General features: G+C 60.2%; 18 protein-coding genes and 9 pseudogenes. 12 read left to right on the top strand and 15 right to left on the bottom strand.

Annotated features, from left to right (window positions below; all coding sequences use genetic code 11):
• Positions 1–68: 68 nt before the first annotated feature.
• The 4 genes and pseudogenes from AC1RQ5_RS29095 to AC1RQ5_RS29080 all read right to left on the bottom strand — a co-directional run.
• On the bottom strand, positions 69–413 hold the full coding sequence (locus AC1RQ5_RS29095) for a hypothetical protein (protein WP_493204186.1): 345 nt from the start codon (positions 411–413) through the stop codon (positions 69–71).
• Positions 332–819 (bottom strand): annotated as a pseudogene (locus AC1RQ5_RS29090) (MgtC/SapB family protein). The gene AC1RQ5_RS29095 and the pseudogene AC1RQ5_RS29090 overlap by 82 nt, the downstream one beginning before the upstream one ends.
• A gap of 89 nt (positions 820–908) precedes the next feature.
• The gene (locus tag AC1RQ5_RS29085) at positions 909–1,118 is read right to left on the bottom strand and encodes a hypothetical protein (RefSeq protein WP_493204184.1); all 210 of its coding nucleotides are present in this window, start codon (positions 1,116–1,118) and stop codon (positions 909–911) included.
• A 375-nt stretch (positions 1,119–1,493) separates the two neighbouring features.
• Positions 1,494–1,790, bottom strand: a pseudogene (locus tag AC1RQ5_RS29080) (transposase); the annotation flags it as partial.
• A 1,627-nt stretch (positions 1,791–3,417) separates the two neighbouring features.
• Here AC1RQ5_RS29080 and AC1RQ5_RS29075 point away from each other — a divergent pair.
• Positions 3,418–3,687, top strand: a pseudogene (locus AC1RQ5_RS29075) (transposase); the annotation flags it as partial.
• Positions 3,688–3,693: 6 nt separating this feature from the next.
• Here AC1RQ5_RS29075 and AC1RQ5_RS29070 read toward each other — a convergent pair.
• A pseudogene (locus AC1RQ5_RS29070) lies at positions 3,694–3,798 on the bottom strand (transposase); the annotation flags it as partial.
• A gap of 121 nt (positions 3,799–3,919) precedes the next feature.
• Between AC1RQ5_RS29070 and AC1RQ5_RS29065 the strand changes: the two are divergent.
• A pseudogene (locus AC1RQ5_RS29065) lies at positions 3,920–4,724 on the top strand (Mu transposase domain-containing protein); the annotation flags it as partial.
• A pseudogene (locus tag AC1RQ5_RS29060) lies at positions 4,724–5,251 on the top strand (ATP-binding protein); the annotation flags it as partial. The pseudogenes AC1RQ5_RS29065 and AC1RQ5_RS29060, both read left to right, overlap by 1 nt.
• Before the next feature lie 237 nt (positions 5,252–5,488).
• Here AC1RQ5_RS29060 and AC1RQ5_RS29055 read toward each other — a convergent pair.
• The 4 genes and pseudogenes from AC1RQ5_RS29055 to AC1RQ5_RS29040 form a co-directional block, all read right to left on the bottom strand.
• Positions 5,489–6,366, bottom strand: a pseudogene (locus tag AC1RQ5_RS29055) (alpha/beta fold hydrolase).
• A gap of 93 nt (positions 6,367–6,459) precedes the next feature.
• Positions 6,460–6,927, bottom strand: coding sequence for an outer membrane beta-barrel protein (locus tag AC1RQ5_RS29050; protein ID WP_493204182.1), 468 nt, complete (start codon positions 6,925–6,927; stop codon positions 6,460–6,462).
• Positions 6,878–7,351, bottom strand: coding sequence for a TonB-dependent receptor domain-containing protein (locus AC1RQ5_RS29045; protein ID WP_493204180.1), 474 nt, complete (start codon positions 7,349–7,351; stop codon positions 6,878–6,880). The genes AC1RQ5_RS29050 and AC1RQ5_RS29045 overlap by 50 nt, the downstream gene beginning before the upstream one ends.
• A gap of 14 nt (positions 7,352–7,365) precedes the next feature.
• Entirely contained in the window at positions 7,366–8,310 is a 945-nt protein-coding gene (locus AC1RQ5_RS29040; protein WP_493204178.1) for an outer membrane beta-barrel protein, read from the bottom strand.
• On the opposite strand from AC1RQ5_RS29040, the gene AC1RQ5_RS29035 reads away from it, so the two are divergent.
• Together AC1RQ5_RS29035 and AC1RQ5_RS29030 are read left to right on the top strand one after the other, a co-directional pair.
• Positions 8,309–8,545 (top strand): hypothetical protein, encoded by a 237-nt coding sequence (locus AC1RQ5_RS29035; protein ID WP_493204176.1) that lies wholly within the window; start codon positions 8,309–8,311, stop codon positions 8,543–8,545. The genes AC1RQ5_RS29040 and AC1RQ5_RS29035 overlap by 2 nt on opposite strands.
• Positions 8,546–8,627: 82 nt before the next feature.
• Positions 8,628–8,858: a TetR/AcrR family transcriptional regulator gene (locus AC1RQ5_RS29030; RefSeq protein WP_493204174.1), complete on the top strand. Its 231-nt coding sequence runs from the start codon at positions 8,628–8,630 to the stop codon at positions 8,856–8,858.
• Here AC1RQ5_RS29030 and AC1RQ5_RS29025 read toward each other — a convergent pair.
• From AC1RQ5_RS29025 to AC1RQ5_RS29005, 5 genes and pseudogenes are all read right to left on the bottom strand, one after another.
• The gene (locus AC1RQ5_RS29025) at positions 8,805–9,161 is read right to left on the bottom strand and encodes a hypothetical protein (protein WP_493204173.1); all 357 of its coding nucleotides are present in this window, start codon (positions 9,159–9,161) and stop codon (positions 8,805–8,807) included. The genes AC1RQ5_RS29030 and AC1RQ5_RS29025 overlap by 54 nt on opposite strands.
• 166 nt (positions 9,162–9,327) lie before the next feature.
• A complete protein-coding gene (locus AC1RQ5_RS29020) occupies positions 9,328–9,777 on the bottom strand; it encodes a nuclear transport factor 2 family protein (protein WP_493204171.1) in 450 nt (149 codons plus the stop codon).
• Between the two features lie 27 nt (positions 9,778–9,804).
• Positions 9,805–10,335: a VOC family protein gene (locus tag AC1RQ5_RS29015; RefSeq protein WP_493204169.1), complete on the bottom strand. Its 531-nt coding sequence runs from the start codon at positions 10,333–10,335 to the stop codon at positions 9,805–9,807.
• 70 nt (positions 10,336–10,405) lie between these two features.
• Positions 10,406–11,047, bottom strand: a complete 642-nt coding sequence (locus tag AC1RQ5_RS29010; protein WP_493204167.1) for a substrate binding domain-containing protein — start codon at positions 11,045–11,047, stop codon at positions 10,406–10,408.
• Between the two features lie 193 nt (positions 11,048–11,240).
• Positions 11,241–11,414: pseudogene (locus tag AC1RQ5_RS29005) on the bottom strand (helix-turn-helix domain-containing protein); the annotation flags it as partial.
• Between the two features lie 234 nt (positions 11,415–11,648).
• Between AC1RQ5_RS29005 and AC1RQ5_RS29000 the strand changes: the two are divergent.
• Positions 11,649–12,638, top strand: a pseudogene (locus AC1RQ5_RS29000) (zinc-binding dehydrogenase).
• Between the two features lie 97 nt (positions 12,639–12,735).
• Here the strand turns inward: AC1RQ5_RS29000 and AC1RQ5_RS28995 are convergent.
• Complete coding sequence (locus AC1RQ5_RS28995; protein ID WP_493204165.1) at positions 12,736–13,104, bottom strand: winged helix-turn-helix transcriptional regulator; 369 nt, start codon at positions 13,102–13,104, stop codon at positions 12,736–12,738.
• A gap of 183 nt (positions 13,105–13,287) precedes the next feature.
• On the opposite strand from AC1RQ5_RS28995, the gene AC1RQ5_RS28990 reads away from it, so the two are divergent.
• The 6 genes from AC1RQ5_RS28990 to AC1RQ5_RS28965 all read left to right on the top strand — a co-directional run bounded on the left by AC1RQ5_RS28990 (position 13,288) and on the right by AC1RQ5_RS28965 (position 15,203).
• On the top strand, positions 13,288–13,548 hold the full coding sequence (locus AC1RQ5_RS28990) for a nuclear transport factor 2 family protein (RefSeq protein ID WP_493204163.1): 261 nt from the start codon (positions 13,288–13,290) through the stop codon (positions 13,546–13,548).
• A 98-nt stretch (positions 13,549–13,646) separates the two neighbouring features.
• A complete protein-coding gene (locus AC1RQ5_RS28985) occupies positions 13,647–13,961 on the top strand; it encodes a hypothetical protein (protein WP_493204161.1) in 315 nt (104 codons plus the stop codon).
• Positions 13,962–14,234, top strand: coding sequence for an enoyl-CoA hydratase-related protein (locus tag AC1RQ5_RS28980; RefSeq protein ID WP_493204534.1), 273 nt, complete (start codon positions 13,962–13,964; stop codon positions 14,232–14,234). It abuts the gene before it with no gap.
• A gap of 96 nt (positions 14,235–14,330) precedes the next feature.
• Positions 14,331–14,489, top strand: coding sequence for a hypothetical protein (locus AC1RQ5_RS28975; protein WP_493204159.1), 159 nt, complete (start codon positions 14,331–14,333; stop codon positions 14,487–14,489).
• An 89-nt stretch (positions 14,490–14,578) separates the two neighbouring features.
• Entirely contained in the window at positions 14,579–14,857 is a 279-nt protein-coding gene (locus AC1RQ5_RS28970; protein WP_493204158.1) for an SDR family NAD(P)-dependent oxidoreductase, read from the top strand.
• Between the two features lie 178 nt (positions 14,858–15,035).
• A complete protein-coding gene (locus AC1RQ5_RS28965) occupies positions 15,036–15,203 on the top strand; it encodes a hypothetical protein (protein ID WP_493204157.1) in 168 nt (55 codons plus the stop codon).
• Positions 15,204–15,389: the final 186 nt, after the last annotated feature.

Raw genomic sequence — 15,389 nt, 5'->3', positions numbered from 1 at the left:
GAAGTTTTGCGCCTGCACTACAGCGTCGGCAAGTTTAACACGCCGTTGCCCGCAGCCTCGGCTTGGCCCTAGGCACGGTCAGCAAGTACCTCAACCGCGCCGCCGCGCCGACCTGACCTGGCCGTTGCGGCCAGAGCTGGATGACGATGTCCGGCTCGAGAACCGCTTGTATCCGCCACCCTCTGATCGCCCAGCGAGCAACGTCCGCAGCCGTATTCCAACATCGGCACAACGCTCCAGCTCGCAGCCGATACGGTCGGCTCGAGACTGAGGCGGCCGACAACCTGTTCAAGGACCGCGTCGGTCTTCGCATGAGCCGTGAGCTGCGCGGTTACTTCGACGCGGCCGCTTTCCTCGAGATCGGTGCTGTCGAGCCGCCGCAGGCTGAGCTGGCCGTTGCTGGTGCACTGCAACAGCAGGGCGAGGATATGCGCCTGCTCCGGATTTCGGCAGACAACCCGGACGCGGTATGAAAGTCGGTTTCGACTTGCGCGATCGGTTGCCGGTTGATGATACGAACCAGCGGTCGCAGCGTTAGATTGACCAGAACGACAAATGCCGCCGCCGACGCTGCATGCAGCGGATGGCCGCTTCCCGCTAATAGCCCCACGGCCGCCGAGCACAACAAGGTGGCCGCAGTGTTGAGGCCGGAAACCTGAAGTCCTTTGCGGAACATGATCCGGCACCCAGAAAGCCCATCCCAGATACCACCTGGGCGGCTACCCGCGTCGGACTTCCATCGTCAGGAAACAAGCTTTCGAAGATCACAAAACTCGCCGCGCCGATCGCGACCAGTGTATTGGTCCGCAAGCCTGCCATCCGCTGACGCCACTGGCGTTCAAATCCGATGCAAGCTCTTGAGAGGGTGTCAATGCCAGGTCAGATCGCGGCGTAATAAATCGATACGTTCACGGTAACATGCCTGCTACATTTGCTGGCATTTTTGTGGGCGGTCCGGGGCCAGCCGTGCTTCGCAACGCTCTAGCCATCGCTTTCCTTTTGAAAATCGCGTAGCGCAAGATTTGGTTCGCCATCTGGAAAACTCCCATCATTCCCCACTGTCGCGCATTTTTGATTTGCAACATGATGATCCCCGATCGTCCGACGGCGACCATCATGCTTTGCGTCCATCGTCACGCCGATGCCCTTCCTGGGCGGCACAAGAGATCGGAGACGCTAGAGGCCCACGTTCACCCGTCGGAGTGGCGCGGCAGGGCGTCTTGGTTGTTCATGTCGCTCCCTTAACAATTTGGCCAGCGCCAGGCTGCGGGCGCGCGGTTGCACCGACGATGGGCGGACACCCGGCCCATCGCATCGTATTCGTCCAGTTTGCCCATCGACGGATCAACGTCGGGCCCGGCCTGTCAGTGGCATTCCAGCGGCCATAGCCATTGAACCAGTGACAAGCCAGCGCCGGGGAATTCCAACACTGGCACCCTCGGGCGGCGAAGACCCAAAGGGTTGTCATTGGTGGTCGGTATCGTTGAAAACGCCAGCCGCGCAACGCGATGTGCTGCGGCTGCAGGTGCCGAAACGATCCGCAGATCCTTCAAGGCGATGTTGTCCAGCATAGCATCCGCCAGGAGCCGCTTCAGGCGCGTGTTCTCGTCTTCCAGCGTCTTCAGCCGCCTGGCTTCAGACACGTCCATGCCGCCATACTTCTCTTTCCATTTGTAGATGCTGGCGTCGCTGACGCCGTGCTTGCGACACAGATCGGCAACGCTGATGCCTGCCTCATGCTCTTTCAAAATCCCGATGATCTGCTCTTCATTGAAGCGACCACGCTTCATTCTCTGGTCCTCATGTTGGGCCAGAGCTAACTTCAAACCGGATTAGGATCAGGGGGCAATGTCAGCCATATGGGTCAGCTATCAAGGTCTGACCGTGGTGCCAAAAAGTTGGTGGGAGATCAAAAAACTGCTGCGCGATACTTTTAGTGAACATGCGTTTAAGGCGCAAAGAGCTGGCTTATCTGGAAGCGAGTCGGCTACTCCTTGGACCACAAGTCACTCAGTTTTGTTACAGATTTGCTGGAACATAGCTGCTTTCGATTGATTTCCTAAATGTACCGTTTTAAGGAATGCCAAATATGAGAACCCTAGGACTTGTGGTATTCAGTGCTGCCGCTCTACTCGGTGGGACGGCGGCTAACGCGGGTAACTCGGTAAAAACTGAACGCTTTAGCGTAGGAACGAGCCAATCAACAGACTTCAGTTCGCAGCACCGCCGCCGCCATTATTCTCGCGGCTATGAGCGCTCGTATCGGAGTTATGGATACGCACCGCGTCGAGTTTACTATGCTCCGCAAACGTACTACGCCCCGCAAACGTACCACGCTCAGCCGTACTATGGGGGCGGGTATGGGTATGGTGGCGGATACGGCGGTGGTTATGGTCATGGAGGTCCGAGCATCAGCCTAGGCTTTGGTGGCGGCCACGGTGGAGGCGGTTTCGGGGGACACGGCTTCGGTGGAGGCGGACACCACGGTTGGTGATTCAAAACATTTGACTACGGCCAGCTGAGAGGAGCGATATGAACAAAATTACAATTTCGTTGTTAGTTAATGCTGTTGGCCTGGTCGTGAGCGCGGCCGAGGCCGCTCCGCTCACCCCTAGTATGTTGCGCGTCGATGGTTTGCTGCGCGTTCAGCTAATCTGTGACCAATATGGCAATTGCCGGGAACAGCATCGTGACCGACCTGCGGTCATTATTCAGGAGCCTCGGCGCCAACATCACGAGGAACGACCTCATGACCGTCCTGTGGTCATTGAACAGGATCCTGGACCGCGGCGCGAGTACTACGTCGATCGTCCTCAGCCACATGGACAGCCTGGGATCGGTATTCAGGTCCCGGGCGTAAGTTTAGGGGTCGGTGGTGGCGACCACGACCGTAGATAACCAAAAGCTCGCAGCAAGGCGGGCTTTTTTCTGACCGTGGCGGGCATTCTGCTCGCCTGCGCTCTACAAAACACGCCGGGCGATAAGTCCTCTGCGATTAAAGCTTGCATCGGTAAGCTGCGCCTTTTGATCAGGAGCTTGTTAAGCGTCGCGCTATGTTTGCCATCTCCGCTGCTGTAACCCTTATCAGCCCATCGTTAGCCACAGCAGTCGCAACAAGAACGTCCCTACCGACCGCCAACACCGGCGAGGCCTATCGCCTGGATGACTTACGAGAAATGCTATGCCATGAGCCGATCTGCCCCCTTTGAACTCGTCCTCCCTTCAGTATGGTTTTGGCCACGGAGGATTTGATCAATGGCGAGGAAGAGACATGCGGCGGAAGAGATCGTTTCAAAGCTTCGACAGGTCGATGTGAGGATCGCGCAGGGTCGGCAGGTAGCTGACTGTTCGCCGTCAGCCCCCCTGAGACAGATTGAATGGAGGATTTCTGGTTCATCGTAGCCTTAAGGAGCGAAGATGAGACAGAAATCCGGACCGGGCAAAGTGCCCGCAGAGCAAGTGCTGAAGGACATCTGACGCCAGACGCGTTGGCAGTATTCGGCGGAGGAGAAGATCCGCATTGTGCTGGAGGGACTACGCGGCGAGGAGAACATATCCGAACTGTGCCGCCGCGAGGGCATTGCCGCATCGATGTATTACGGATGGTCCAAGGAATTCCTGCAGGCAGGCAAGCGCCGACTGGCGGGCGATACGGCCCGTGCAGCGACGCCTGGCGAGGTGAAGGATCCGGCCCAACCAGAATTTGGCGCCCTCGGTCTGCTCGATCCATAGGCCCAAAATATCCTTGGTGCCGTTGGGCATGACGCCAAGTGCGATATAGACGGTTTTGTTGCGCACGAATGTCATTCGGCTTGCAATATTGCCCCCCTAAGCCAGGGGATCGGCGTCCAAAATTGACCACGTACAGGTTGATCTGTTGCTCTGCCCGCTTTGTCATGAAGCGGGTGGTCGGGGATGCTGCACGCCAGCGTCGGGCTGGGAGAAGGGCCAGGTCGAGAACCAGGTCGGGCTTGTCCGTGAACGCTTCTCCACGACGCGACTGTGGTTCAAAATTATCGACGAGTTGAATGCCTGGCTGCTGGACAAGTGCATCGCCTACGCCAAGGCGCACCGGCATCCAGAGCTGGCCGAACAGACGGTCTGGGAGGTGTTCGAAGCCAAGCGACCGAAGCTCATTCCCTATGTCGGCCGGTTCGACGGATTCAACGCGGTGCCGGCATCGGTCTCGAAGACCTGCCTGGTGCGCTTCGACAACAACAAGTACTCGGTCACGGCCAGCGCTGTCGGGCGGCCTATCGAGGTCCATGCCTATGCCGACCGCATCGTGATCCGCCAGGACGGACCGCATCGTTGCCGAGCATGCTCGCTCGTTCGGCCACGGCGATACCGTCTATGATCCCTGGTATTACGTGCCGGTCGTGGCTCGCAAGCCCGGCGCCTTGGGCACGGCGCTCCTTTCAAGCACTGGGTACTGCCGGCAGCGATTGAACGTGTACGGCGTAGCTCGCCGGTGCCGACGATGGCAACCGGCAGATGGTCGACATCCTCAACGCGGTTCTGACCGAAGGTCTGCCGGCCGTCGAGGCGGCTTGTGCCGAGGCGATCGCTCATGGCGTTCATTCCGCCGATGTCGTGCTCAACATCCTGCCCGCCAGCGTGATCCTGCGCCGCCGGCCAACATCGCCACACCAACTTCGCTGACAATGCGTCACGCGCCGATCGCTGACTGTGCCCGTTACAACAACCTCAGGAGAACCATCTGATGGAACGTACTCAACTGTTCGACCTCATGGGCGAGCTCAAGCTCTACGGCATGAGGGCCGCCTTCGACGAGTTCATGGCGACCGCTGTCAAACGCCAGCACGAACCTCAACGCATTGTCGGCGACCTGCTCAATGCCGAGATCAACGAGAAGCAGGCCCGCTCGATCAAGTACCAGCTCACCATCGCCAAACTGCCGCTTGCCAAGGATCTTGAGGACTTCCAGTTCGAAGGCACACCCATCACCCAGACGCTGGTCAATGATCTCGCCGGCGGCGGCTTCATCGCCCAGCAACGTAACGCCGTCCTGGTCGGCGGTACCGGCACCGGCAAAACACATTTGGCCATCGCAATCGCCAGAAGCTGCATCCGATCTGGTGCCCGCAGCCGCTTCTACAACGTGGTCGACCTCGTCAACCGCCTGGAGATCGAGACCCGCAATGGACGGCAGGGTCGCATCGCCGAGCATCTGACCCGGATGGACTTCATCGTCCTCGACGCGCGTACTCGATTGCCGGCTGTACGATCATTCCGAAAACAATTACTGCAACCGCGAGACCGAAACCCCAGATCATGGTCGATTTCAACCGGCGTCGACCGATGCCGATCGGCTTGAGATTTCGGCCTCGATGAACGTCCAGACGAGCGCGGCGCATGCCAGTATCGACACGAAGCGGTATCGGCACCGGCGCAACGAGAAGGCCGAGCAATAGCGCTATGCCAAGGCATCGCGTTGGCGTGCGGCTTAACAAGGCGATACCAGTAATCACAGAATTTGCTCGCGCGTGAGCTTGCGGCCGAGAAACTCGCGCATATAGGCGGCAATCTCGACATGATGGGTTTCAAGCGCGAAGTGGCCCGTGTCCACGAAACGTATCTCGGCGTCGGGCAGATCCTGCCGGTAAGCTTCCGCTCCAGCGGGAGTGAACGCAGGATCGTGACGCCCCCAGACCGCAAGAAGCGGGGGGCGGTATGCGCGGAAGTAACGATGGAATGCAGGATATGCTTCAATGTTGCTGCGGTAATCGAGGATCAGATCGAGCTGAATCTCCTCTACGCCAGGCCGCGACATGTAAGCGATGTCGAGTTCGTATCCGTCGGGCGAAGCAGCTCTGGATCTGCACCGGTGCCGTATTGCCAAGCCCGGATCATCCCCGAGGACAGCGAAGCACGGCATGATTCGCGATTGACCGGATTGGGATCGCGCCAATAGGCTTGCCACGGACCCCATTCGTCGCTGAACCCCTCCAGATATGCGTTGCCGTTCTGCGAAATGATCGCGGTGATCCGTTCTGGATGCTTCACGGCAAGGCGCAGCCCGACAGGGGCGCCATAATCGAAGATGTAAATGGCAAAGCGGTCCAACCCGATTGCGTCCACGAAGCCGTCGACCACGTTGGCCAGTGCATCGAAGCTGTACGTAAAGTCGCCCCGCGCCGGCGAACGGGTCTGACCGAAGCCAGGTAAGTCGGGTGCGATTACCCGATAATCGTCTGCCAGCGCCGGGATCAGATCGCGGAACATGTGGCTGGCAGACGGAAAGCCATGAAGCAGAAGAATGGTTGGCGCATCAACTTGTCCAGCCTCGCGGTAAAAGACATCGACGTTGCCTACCGGCTGACGCTTGTATTGGACGGCTGCCATGACGACTCCTTGCACTTCGCGATCCGCGCATCGCTGCAGGTGTCGATTGAACGCGGCAGATTGCGGCAACATGGTGTAGCCGCGCGCCGTTGCTCAATCCGCCCCAGGGACCCTTGCGATCACTTTTACCTCAGAATCGAAACTGCGTAAGGTCTTCGATATAGAAGTGCAAGACCGGCCCCGCCCCTTTTGTCGGATGAGATCGCGCAGGATTGGCGTGTCGATCACCGTCTCCTGCCGCATCGTGTCGAGAATGTTCTGACCCGTAAAGGTCAGGCTCAGGCGTTGATCAATCTTGCGACGACAGCCGACGTTCACCTGCCCGCTGGACTGGCGATGTCCCTGCGCGATCAGCTGCGGGCTAGAAAAGTTGACGTTGAATTGAACGACGTCCTTGGCTGACGGCTGCCATGTCAGGCTTGCACGTGCCGTGCCTGTCGTACCTGAACGTCGCTGTGCCACGCCCGCCTGGCGGGGATCGATCTGGTTCCACAGGCAGCCGCCGGAGGCATTATAGGTCAGTTTTTCGCCACTCTCCCGCTCGCCACCATTCCACTCCAACCCGCTCGCCGGTCGCCAGGTTGGCGCGGGTGTTCAGAAACACGTTGCCGCCGATGTCCTGCACCACGTCAGTGACCCCGTCGCGCGACGTGCGGTAGTAGGCGGCGAGCGAGTATAAAGACACACCCTTGCGCCGCTGCCATGACGCCTCGAACAAGTCGGTCACCTCCGGCTGCAGCAAGGGATTGACGCGCCGAAGGTTTAGCGGGTCGTTATAGATGGTGTAGGGGTTCAAATCCTGCGCGGAAGGGCGCTGGATGCGCCCGCTGTAGCTCGCCCGGAGCTTCTCGCCTGTGCTCAACTCGTAATCGATGTGCGCGGTCGGGTAGACCCGGAAATAGTCGCGCTGGATACCCACCGCTTCGGTTCGCTGGTCGATGTTGAGTTCCACCTGCTCGGCGCGCAGCCAATCTGCGTCTCCCATCTCCCCAGGTCTTCTTAGAAGGTGCCGTAGACGGCGTGTACGGTCTGACCGAAGTCAAAGCGGTGGGTGAGCGAGGGCACGGGCACGAGCGCGTCAAGGCTCGCGCCGCGTGCGGCGCGGAAGTCGAAATCGCTCGTGGCGAAGTCACCATCGTAGCCGAGATTCAGCGACCCATCGGTGCCGAGCGGGCGCTTGTAATCGATGCGACCGTCAACTCTGGTCCGCTTGGTGTCGGTCGCGATCTGCTCAAAGCTGGTTTGCGCCGACGCAATTTCGGTCAAGCCGTCGATCCAGCGTCGCTGGCGAATCTTGTCGACGTCCAGGTCTACCACCAGTTCGTGGCCTCGCCCCGGCAGCGTTCGCCGCCAAGAGGTTCGCGAGCCAAGGCTGCGCAGGCTGATATTCGTCTTCGCCTTCCGGTCGAAAGTCGCGCTGGGCAGATCGCTTACAGATCGAACGACGGGCTCGGTACCCCGATTGCCCCCACGGTAACTAAGGTCGCCGGCCAGCCTGCTCTTCGGACTGATGCTGTACTCGGCGCCGAAGCGAGCGCTGTGCATCCGCATGGACGTTTCGTCATCGGTCGCTTGGCGCGTGCGGACAGTGGTTCCAGTCGCGGGATCAATGCGCTCGCGCTCCGTGGCCGCGTCCGCCTTGCCGCGGAAGCGGCGGTAGGAGAGGTCGCTGGTAACCGTCAGCTTCTTGCCCGTGAGAGCGCCATTGGCCGCCCCGGTGCGGCGGCCGAGCTGGCCGGCGGCAGCGCTAACGGTGCCGTAGCGCGCGCCTTGCCGAACCCGCTTGGTGACCAGATTGATGACGCCGCCCGAACCTTCCGGACTCATTGAAGCGGAGGGATTGTTGATGATCTCTACCCGCTCTATCTGGCCGGCCGTTATCGACTGAAGCGCGTCGGCCCGCGCCTCGCCGTTCAGCGCGGCGGAGGGGCATCCGTCGATCATGATCGTGACTCCGGGGTCCCCGCGCAGGCTTTATGTCGACGTCAACGCCTGGCGCGGCACGCAGCGCATCGGCGAGCGTCCCGTTCTGCACATTGAGGTCGTTCGCGACGCTGAAACTCAGCCGGTCGGTGGAGGCGACCACGTCCGACCAAGCACCGGTGACGACAATCTCGTCCCGCTGAGCCGCCGGCCGTTCATCCGCGGATGGCGGGGTGGGTTGATGCTGTTGCCGTGAAGCCGATTGGAGCATTAGCGCCAACACCGAAGCGGTGTCGCTAGGATGACGGTCATGATTTATCTTTTCGGCTGATCTCGCGTTGGCTAAACTACGCATCGACCAGTTGACTGCCGATGTCGGGCTGACCCGTGGTGCCTTGTACCATCATTTCGGCAGCAAACGCGGGCTGATGGAGGCGGTAGTTGAGCAGATCGACACCGAGATGGCTGCGCGTCTTCGTGACGACCTGAAAGACGCAACTGATCGGCGCCAAGCGCTACTTGACGAAGGGGTTGCATACATAAGGCTTGCGCTCGAACATCAATTTTAGCGGATCGTCCTGCTTGACGGTCCGGCGGTTTTCGGCCCACCCATGCATTGGCCAAGCCAGAACACGTGCCTTGCAGAAACGATCGAACGAATTCAGCATCTCGTCGATAGTGGTGAGATCGCTCCGATCGACGCGAAGGCGGCCGCGCGCCTGCTTGATGGCGCGGTGCTCGATGCCGCCATGTGGATCGCGGCGTCGAAAGATCCCGCCGCGACGGCGCAACATGCGATCGACGCGTTTCTTCGTCTGGGCAAGGGTTTGATCCTTTAATAGGCCAACCGGCAAGCCTGGCAGCCAGGTCACAGCACGTCACATCTGCAACAGCAGGCTTTTCTCGCACTCTCGAGGGCGACGTGCCGCCGGTGGGCAGATCAAACGGTCCTTCGCGGTGGGCTAGTCACTGATTTCTACGGTCCGCGCGGCAGCAGCTTGCGTAGCTGCCGTATGGCGAGTGCTTGAACCTGCCCTGTTAGCCTTTGAGCGCTGCGCCAAGATTATCCAGTGCGCCGAGCTGATCGAGCCAGATCGACTTCATGTTGTAGCAGTGAAAAGCTTTCACCTTGCCGTCCGCGAGGCGGAACACGTCGCAACACGGGACGTCGAAGGCCTTGCCGGTTGGTCGCAACACACCGCCCTGCAACGGAAGATCGCCCTTGTGGGTGCCTTGCAGTTTCAGCTCGACAACTACGACACCATCGTCGGTCGAATAGAGATCCAACAACTCGCGATGCATATCCGGGAAGATCGAGGCAAAACTTTGGATCGGCTCTCCAAGATCCTTGCCAACCCATTTGAAGCCGGTCGCCATATCGAGGAAGTAGCCGTCATCGGCAAAGAAAGATACAAATGCGTCCGGCTGAACGGTTTTGCCTTCTGCCGCCGCATAGACCTGCCGGATGATATCTTCGTTAGCCGTCATTTTAACGTCCTGTCGAATTGAATCAAATCAGCTGTTCGAGTGCCAGCGGCGAAGCGGCGTCTCGTCCTCGTAAGGCATCGGCGATGGGAAGGTGATGAACTCAATCATCATCCCCCAAGGGGTCTTGCCGTAGCAATAGAGATTGTCTTCCCCCTGTTCCGTGGGAAACAGGATCTCGTTGGGTTGCGAGAGAATCGTGCCCCCGGCTGCCTCAAAGCGCCGTATCGCCTCATCCATGTCGTCCGCATAAAGCGCCAGATGTTGCAAGCCGAAGTCGCTCGGACGTACCGCCTCGCGCTGCTCGTCGGCCTTCAGCTGAAAGAGCTCGATCTCCGGCCCGATGCCGATCTGGATCATGCGTGCTGCAACCAGCTGCGTTCCAGGCGCCAAATTCAGGTGCCGGTCGAGATCTGGACTTCCCGCTGGCGGTTGGTCTGCTGAGTAGGATTCGTAGATGACGTGCGCACCGAGCCCGTTGAGGAGAAACTGGGTCGCAATCTCGATGTCGGGCACAGTGACTCCCACGTGATTGATACCGCGCAGGGGCTTCTTGCTCATCCGTCACCTCGTCGTTCGTGTCAGCCAACAATAACGAGGTGGAATCAAAGGTCCAGTACTTACGTTTTGGTTAGTTTATATAGGGAGGCACAGATCTGCGCCTGAGTTTCCGACCGTGATGCTGAGGGGTATCGCAAGGTGAACGGCGGACCATTCCATCTCCGGATGCACCGCCTAGATTGGCAGCTGTCGATCCAATAGGGTTCCGGTCCGAACCGTTCGACAAGCCATTCGATGAAGACACGGACCTTCGGCGCCAATTCGCGAGAGCTGGATACAGCACCCAAAGCGTCTGCGTCGACACCAGTGGATAGTCTCGAAGGATGGGAACAAACCTGTTATTCCGAAGCTCGTCCTTCGCGCACCACGTCGCCATCAATGCGATCCCCAAGCGCGCGCATGCGGCGTTGCAAACTGCCCCACCGTCGTTGATCCGAAGCGTCGGTGTCACCCGCTTCGCGATCGTTTCGCTTTTGAGACCTCTGAAGGTCCAAAGGTCAAGCGTCCCCACGACGAGGCAAGCATGCGCGTCGAGGTCGTCCGGGATCGCCGGATGGCCGCACCGGTCGAGATATTCGGGCGATGCCACGAGGACACGGCGGTCGGGCGCCAGCCGACGCGCCACGAAGGAAGAGTCGTCGAGGTCCGCATAACGGACGGCCACGTCGAACGCGCCTTCGGCCAGATCGACGACGCTGTCGGAGATGCGCATGTCGGGCCTGAGATCGGGATAGCGCCATGAAGTCGGAGAGCCCCCGCACGATGTGCATTCGCGCGAACGACGAGGGCGCGGCGATCCGAAGCGTACCACTCGGGGACATTTGGCCGCCGCCCAATACCGACATCGCCGCCGCAGCGGTGTCGATCACCTGCTCTGCATAGGGCAGGAAGGCGCGTCCGTCCTCGGTCAACGTTGCCATCCGCGTGGTACGATGAAGGAGGCGGGTGTCGAGCTTCCCCTCCAGAGCCGCCAGTCGCGCGCTTGCGGTAGCCGGCGTGATGCCAAGATCGCGAGCGGCGGCACTGATGCTGGCCAGCCGGGCGATCCGCATGAGCAGGTTCAGGCCCTCAATGTCCATCGCTTTTGCTCTCCTGGTCGCTAGGCGTGCCCGAGCGCACATAGCGTCGCCTTTCGTAGCACAGCGATGTAGCAGCAGCTATGCTGCTTTCAAAGATCCCTTGAAAGTGCCTCTCCTTTCATTGGACTACCCCAGGACGAACGGAAAGGCCATCTTACGGGTTCAGAAAGTCATCGGTTCCACGAGCTATAGGTGTGGCGATCTGTGTGGGGTGACCAACGAGGAATCTCGATCATGACTGATATGATGAAGGCCGCCCTTCTCACCCGCTTCGGCGGCGTCGACTCATTCGAGCTGCGCGACGTTCCCGTGCCGGCTGTGGGGCCCCGCGAGGTCCGTGTGCGTATCCACGCCACCGCCGTTAATCCGCTCGACTATCAGATCCCCCGTGGCGACTACGCCGCATATGTGCCGCTTCCCGCCATTCTCGGACACGACGTCTCCGGCGTCATCGAGGAAGTCGAGTCACATGTGACGGAGTTCGGTCTAGAGGATGAGGTGTACTACACCCCCAAGATCTTCGGCGGCCCCGGTTCCTATGCAGAACAGCACGTCGTCGATGTCGATCTGGTAAGCCGCAAGCCGGCGAACCTCAGTCATCTCGAAGCGGCCAGCTTGACGCTGGTCGGAGGAACCGTCTGGGAAGCCTTCTTGACACGCGCGCAGCTTGCCGGGGGCGAAACCATCCTCATTCACGGCGGTGCAGGGGGCGTCGGGACGGTCGCGATCCAGATAGCGAAGGCGAGCGGGGCACGCGTGCTCACCACCGCGCGCACCGAGGAACATGCATTCGTACGATCGCTCGGTGCGGACCAGGCCATCGACGATACCTCCGAGAACTATGTCGACGCCGTGGCTCGACTGACTACGGTTGTCATTTTTGACACCATTGGCGGCGACACACTGACGAGAAGCTTACTGGCGCTCGCCGATCTCGGACGGGTCGTCAGCTTGGTCGACATCGTCCAGCCGCAGAACCTCGCCGCAGCGTGGGGCAAGAACGCCGCCTACCACTTCGTCTTTCACCCAGCAGAACCGGGGTAAATTGGACGCTCTCACCAATCTTGTCGAGCGCGGCCTCGTTCGGCCGGTGGTCGGTGCAACCTTCCGCTGGCCCGCATCGGCGGGTCCCATGCCCTGTTGGAAGGTGGTGCCCATCAGTTGCGCGGCAAAGTCGCGATCGACGTAGTGGGCGATACCGTCGCACTGCCGCCTCGCCGCTGATCGCCGCCACCACAGCCGACCGCCCTATGGAGCGCGGTCGGCGAGGCATCAACGCCATCGACCATGGTAGCGAACTTCCGAGAGGCGGGACGGTTACTTACGCCGTCGCCGCCTTACCTAGGCGCACGTCTCTGACACGGGCAATCGCAACGATCTCATCCATGTTCGCAGATCCCCATTCACATACGGCTCTTAGCGTCCCGCAGAGATCCAGCCCGAAAGCCGTGGGCTCATACTCGACATGTGGCGGCACCGTCTTGAAGTCGATCCGTCTCAGCAGGCCGTCCGCAACCATCTCCTTGAGTTGCTCACTAAGCATCTTCTCGCTGATGCTGCCGACCAATCGGCGAAGATCGCTGAAGCGCAGTCGCGATCCAGAGAGATGGTAAAGTATCAAGATCTTCCACTTGCCCCCCAGTAGATCGAGGACGGCTTCCATCCCACACCGATAACGAGGCTCGGACATCTTCGGCTCCAATCGGCACTTACCAAAATGTACGTACTGGTTTGATCGTCCGCTTCTATCATATCGGTACGGACCTACAACCACAGTGATCAAGGCATGACATAGACATCGGCATCAACAGCGTGGGAATGCAATCGAACATGCATTTGGCGCGCACATTGTTGAATCACATGGTTGAGGCGGATGCCCCCGGACGAGGTAGTCGCTCTGTTCTCGGAGATCGTGTCCTTTGAAATACCAAGCGATGAGGATGCGCTGCCGTGGATCGGTCGCGCAAACGGAAAGCAGGCGGTCGTGCGCTGGCTGGAAGGCTTAGGCATGCTCATCGAGCCGCAGGCGTTTGATGTCGAGGACATTCTCGCGAGTGAAATGCGCGTGGCCGTGGTCGGATCTGCAAGCGCTGATCAAGGCGAGGCAGGACGACGACGACGCAGTTCGCGATGATCCTGACCATTGCCGATGGTCTCATCGGCCGCTTCCAGATGCTGTAGGATAGTTTCGACGTGTCGCGAGCTGCGCGCTGATATCGATCGCAAAGCCGCATGGCAGCCATCAATCAATTACAAGAATCGGAGGCGCTTATGAATGTAGTAAGGTTCGAGCAGGCCGGTGCAGTCGGTACCATCATCCTCTGCGATCCGCCTGAGAACGAGCTTGGTCGCCAATGGGCAGATGATCTTCGCCACGCGGTACATGAGGCCAGTTTAGCGCCGATCCGCGCGCTGATCGTGCGTGCAGAGGGGCCAAACTTCGGCACCGGCGGCGCCATTGCCGAATGGCCCGGCAAGGACATTCGCTGGTTTCATACCTTCATCGATGAGGTGAATCAGGCTTATCGCGCGATCGAGGCGCTGTGAATTCCCACAGTCGCGGCCATCCGCGGCAAGGCAATCGGCGGCCATTTCGAGCTCGTGCTGCATTGTGATCTTATCATTGCGGCGGACAATGCCACCTTCCATGCCATCGAGAGCCAGACGGGGATGATCCGCTGGCCGGCGGCCTTCAGCGCTGGCCGAGCGGATCGGCCTCGGACGCGCGTCGGAACTGTACCTGCTATCTGCTCCGCTCAGCGGGACGCGGGCGGGCGAGATGGGACTGGCGACCCGCGTCGTTGCGGATGGCGAAGTTGAGGCGGAGGCGGTCAAGCTGGCCGAACGACTCTCCGCCGGCCGACACTCGCGTTCGGTGCGGCGCGCGCGCTGCTTAAAGCTTGGTCATCAAGCGGCGTGGCCGGTGCCGATGAGGTGCATCTGGATTTGAGTATGCGGCTGTTTGAGACGGGTGACGCTCAACAGGGGTTCGCTGTGCTGAAGGCGGCACAGGAGGCTGGCGGCGATAAATCGGAGAGCGAAGCGGCCGGCGAGGTGCGCTTCGAAGGCATATAGACGCGAGGCCCCCCGGCCTTCGAGGTCGGTCCAGGTCCATTTCTGACCGCCGCCATGCAACCGGAACGGCCACCGCGATGGAGGTAACAGTGCATAAGGATTTTAATGCAACATCGACAACCGACGACGTGCTGGACGGGATTCACCTTTCCGGACGACGCGTTCTCGTCACAGGAGTGTCCGCGGGACAGGGTGTGGAGACGGCGCGCGTGCTGGCGGCGCACGGTGCAGACGTTGTCGGCACGGCTCGCGACGTGGCAAAGGCGCGGTGCGCGCTGGCTGCGGTGACGGCTGACCTCGACGGGGTGGGCCGCATCAATGTGATCGAACTCGACCTTGCGTCCTTGAAGAGCGTGCAGCGGTGCTGATACACTTCTTGCCGACGGGCGACCTTTTGACGTCGTCATTAACAATGCCGGTGTCGCGAGTACACCGTTCTCGCGGACGGAGGATGGCTTCGAGCTCCAGCTCGGGACCAATCACCTCGGCCACTTTGCCCTTACCAATCGGATCGCGCCGCTGATCGCGCTTGGGGGACGTCTCGTGGTGCTCGGATCGTTCGCGCATCGCTTCGCCAGCATCGACCTCGACGATCTCAACTATGAGCGTACGCCCTACGATACGGGCCTTGCCTATGGTCGCTCAACGACGGCGACGATCCTGTTCGCGACCGAGTTCGACCGCCGTCGTCGGGATGGGGAGTACGCGCCATAGCGGTCAATCCCGCCGTAATTCCAACCGAACTCGACCGCCATATGGATGCCGCCGCGCTGGCCGCGATGTTCGACGGGCTGAATCGGGAGCGAGCCGCAAAGGGTTAAACCTTGTTCGCGTATAAGACGGTTCCAGAGGGGCGGCTACCCCGGTCTGAGCAGGGTTTGTCGCCGACGCTGGGGAGGT

This window comes from Tardiphaga sp. GW821-FHT12E02 (genome assembly GCF_058807155.1).
This window is presented reverse-complemented; position numbering and strand designations above follow the sequence as displayed.

Bases quoted from the DNA above. Each gene is read 5' to 3' on its own strand.
- AC1RQ5_RS29085 (WP_493204184.1), bottom strand. From the start codon at position 1,118: ATGATGGTCGCCGTCGGACGATCGGGGATCATCATGTTGCAAATCAAA.
- AC1RQ5_RS28985 (WP_493204161.1), top strand. From the start codon at position 13,647: ATGGCAGCCATCAATCAATTACAAGAATCGGAGGCGCTTATGAATGTA.
- AC1RQ5_RS29035 (WP_493204176.1), top strand. From the start codon at position 8,309: ATGATCGTGACTCCGGGGTCCCCGCGCAGGCTTTATGTCGACGTCAAC.
- AC1RQ5_RS28995 (WP_493204165.1), bottom strand. From the start codon at position 13,104: ATGTCCGAGCCTCGTTATCGGTGTGGGATGGAAGCCGTCCTCGATCTA.
- AC1RQ5_RS29010 (WP_493204167.1), bottom strand. From the start codon at position 11,047: ATGCGCATCTCCGACAGCGTCGTCGATCTGGCCGAAGGCGCGTTCGAC.
- AC1RQ5_RS29045 (WP_493204180.1), bottom strand. From the start codon at position 7,351: ATGGGAGACGCAGATTGGCTGCGCGCCGAGCAGGTGGAACTCAACATC.
- AC1RQ5_RS29020 (WP_493204171.1), bottom strand. From the start codon at position 9,777: ATGACGGCTAACGAAGATATCATCCGGCAGGTCTATGCGGCGGCAGAA.
- AC1RQ5_RS28990 (WP_493204163.1), top strand. From the start codon at position 13,288: ATGCCCCCGGACGAGGTAGTCGCTCTGTTCTCGGAGATCGTGTCCTTT.
- AC1RQ5_RS29015 (WP_493204169.1), bottom strand. From the start codon at position 10,335: ATGAGCAAGAAGCCCCTGCGCGGTATCAATCACGTGGGAGTCACTGTG.
- AC1RQ5_RS29040 (WP_493204178.1), bottom strand. From the start codon at position 8,310: ATGATCGACGGATGCCCCTCCGCCGCGCTGAACGGCGAGGCGCGGGCC.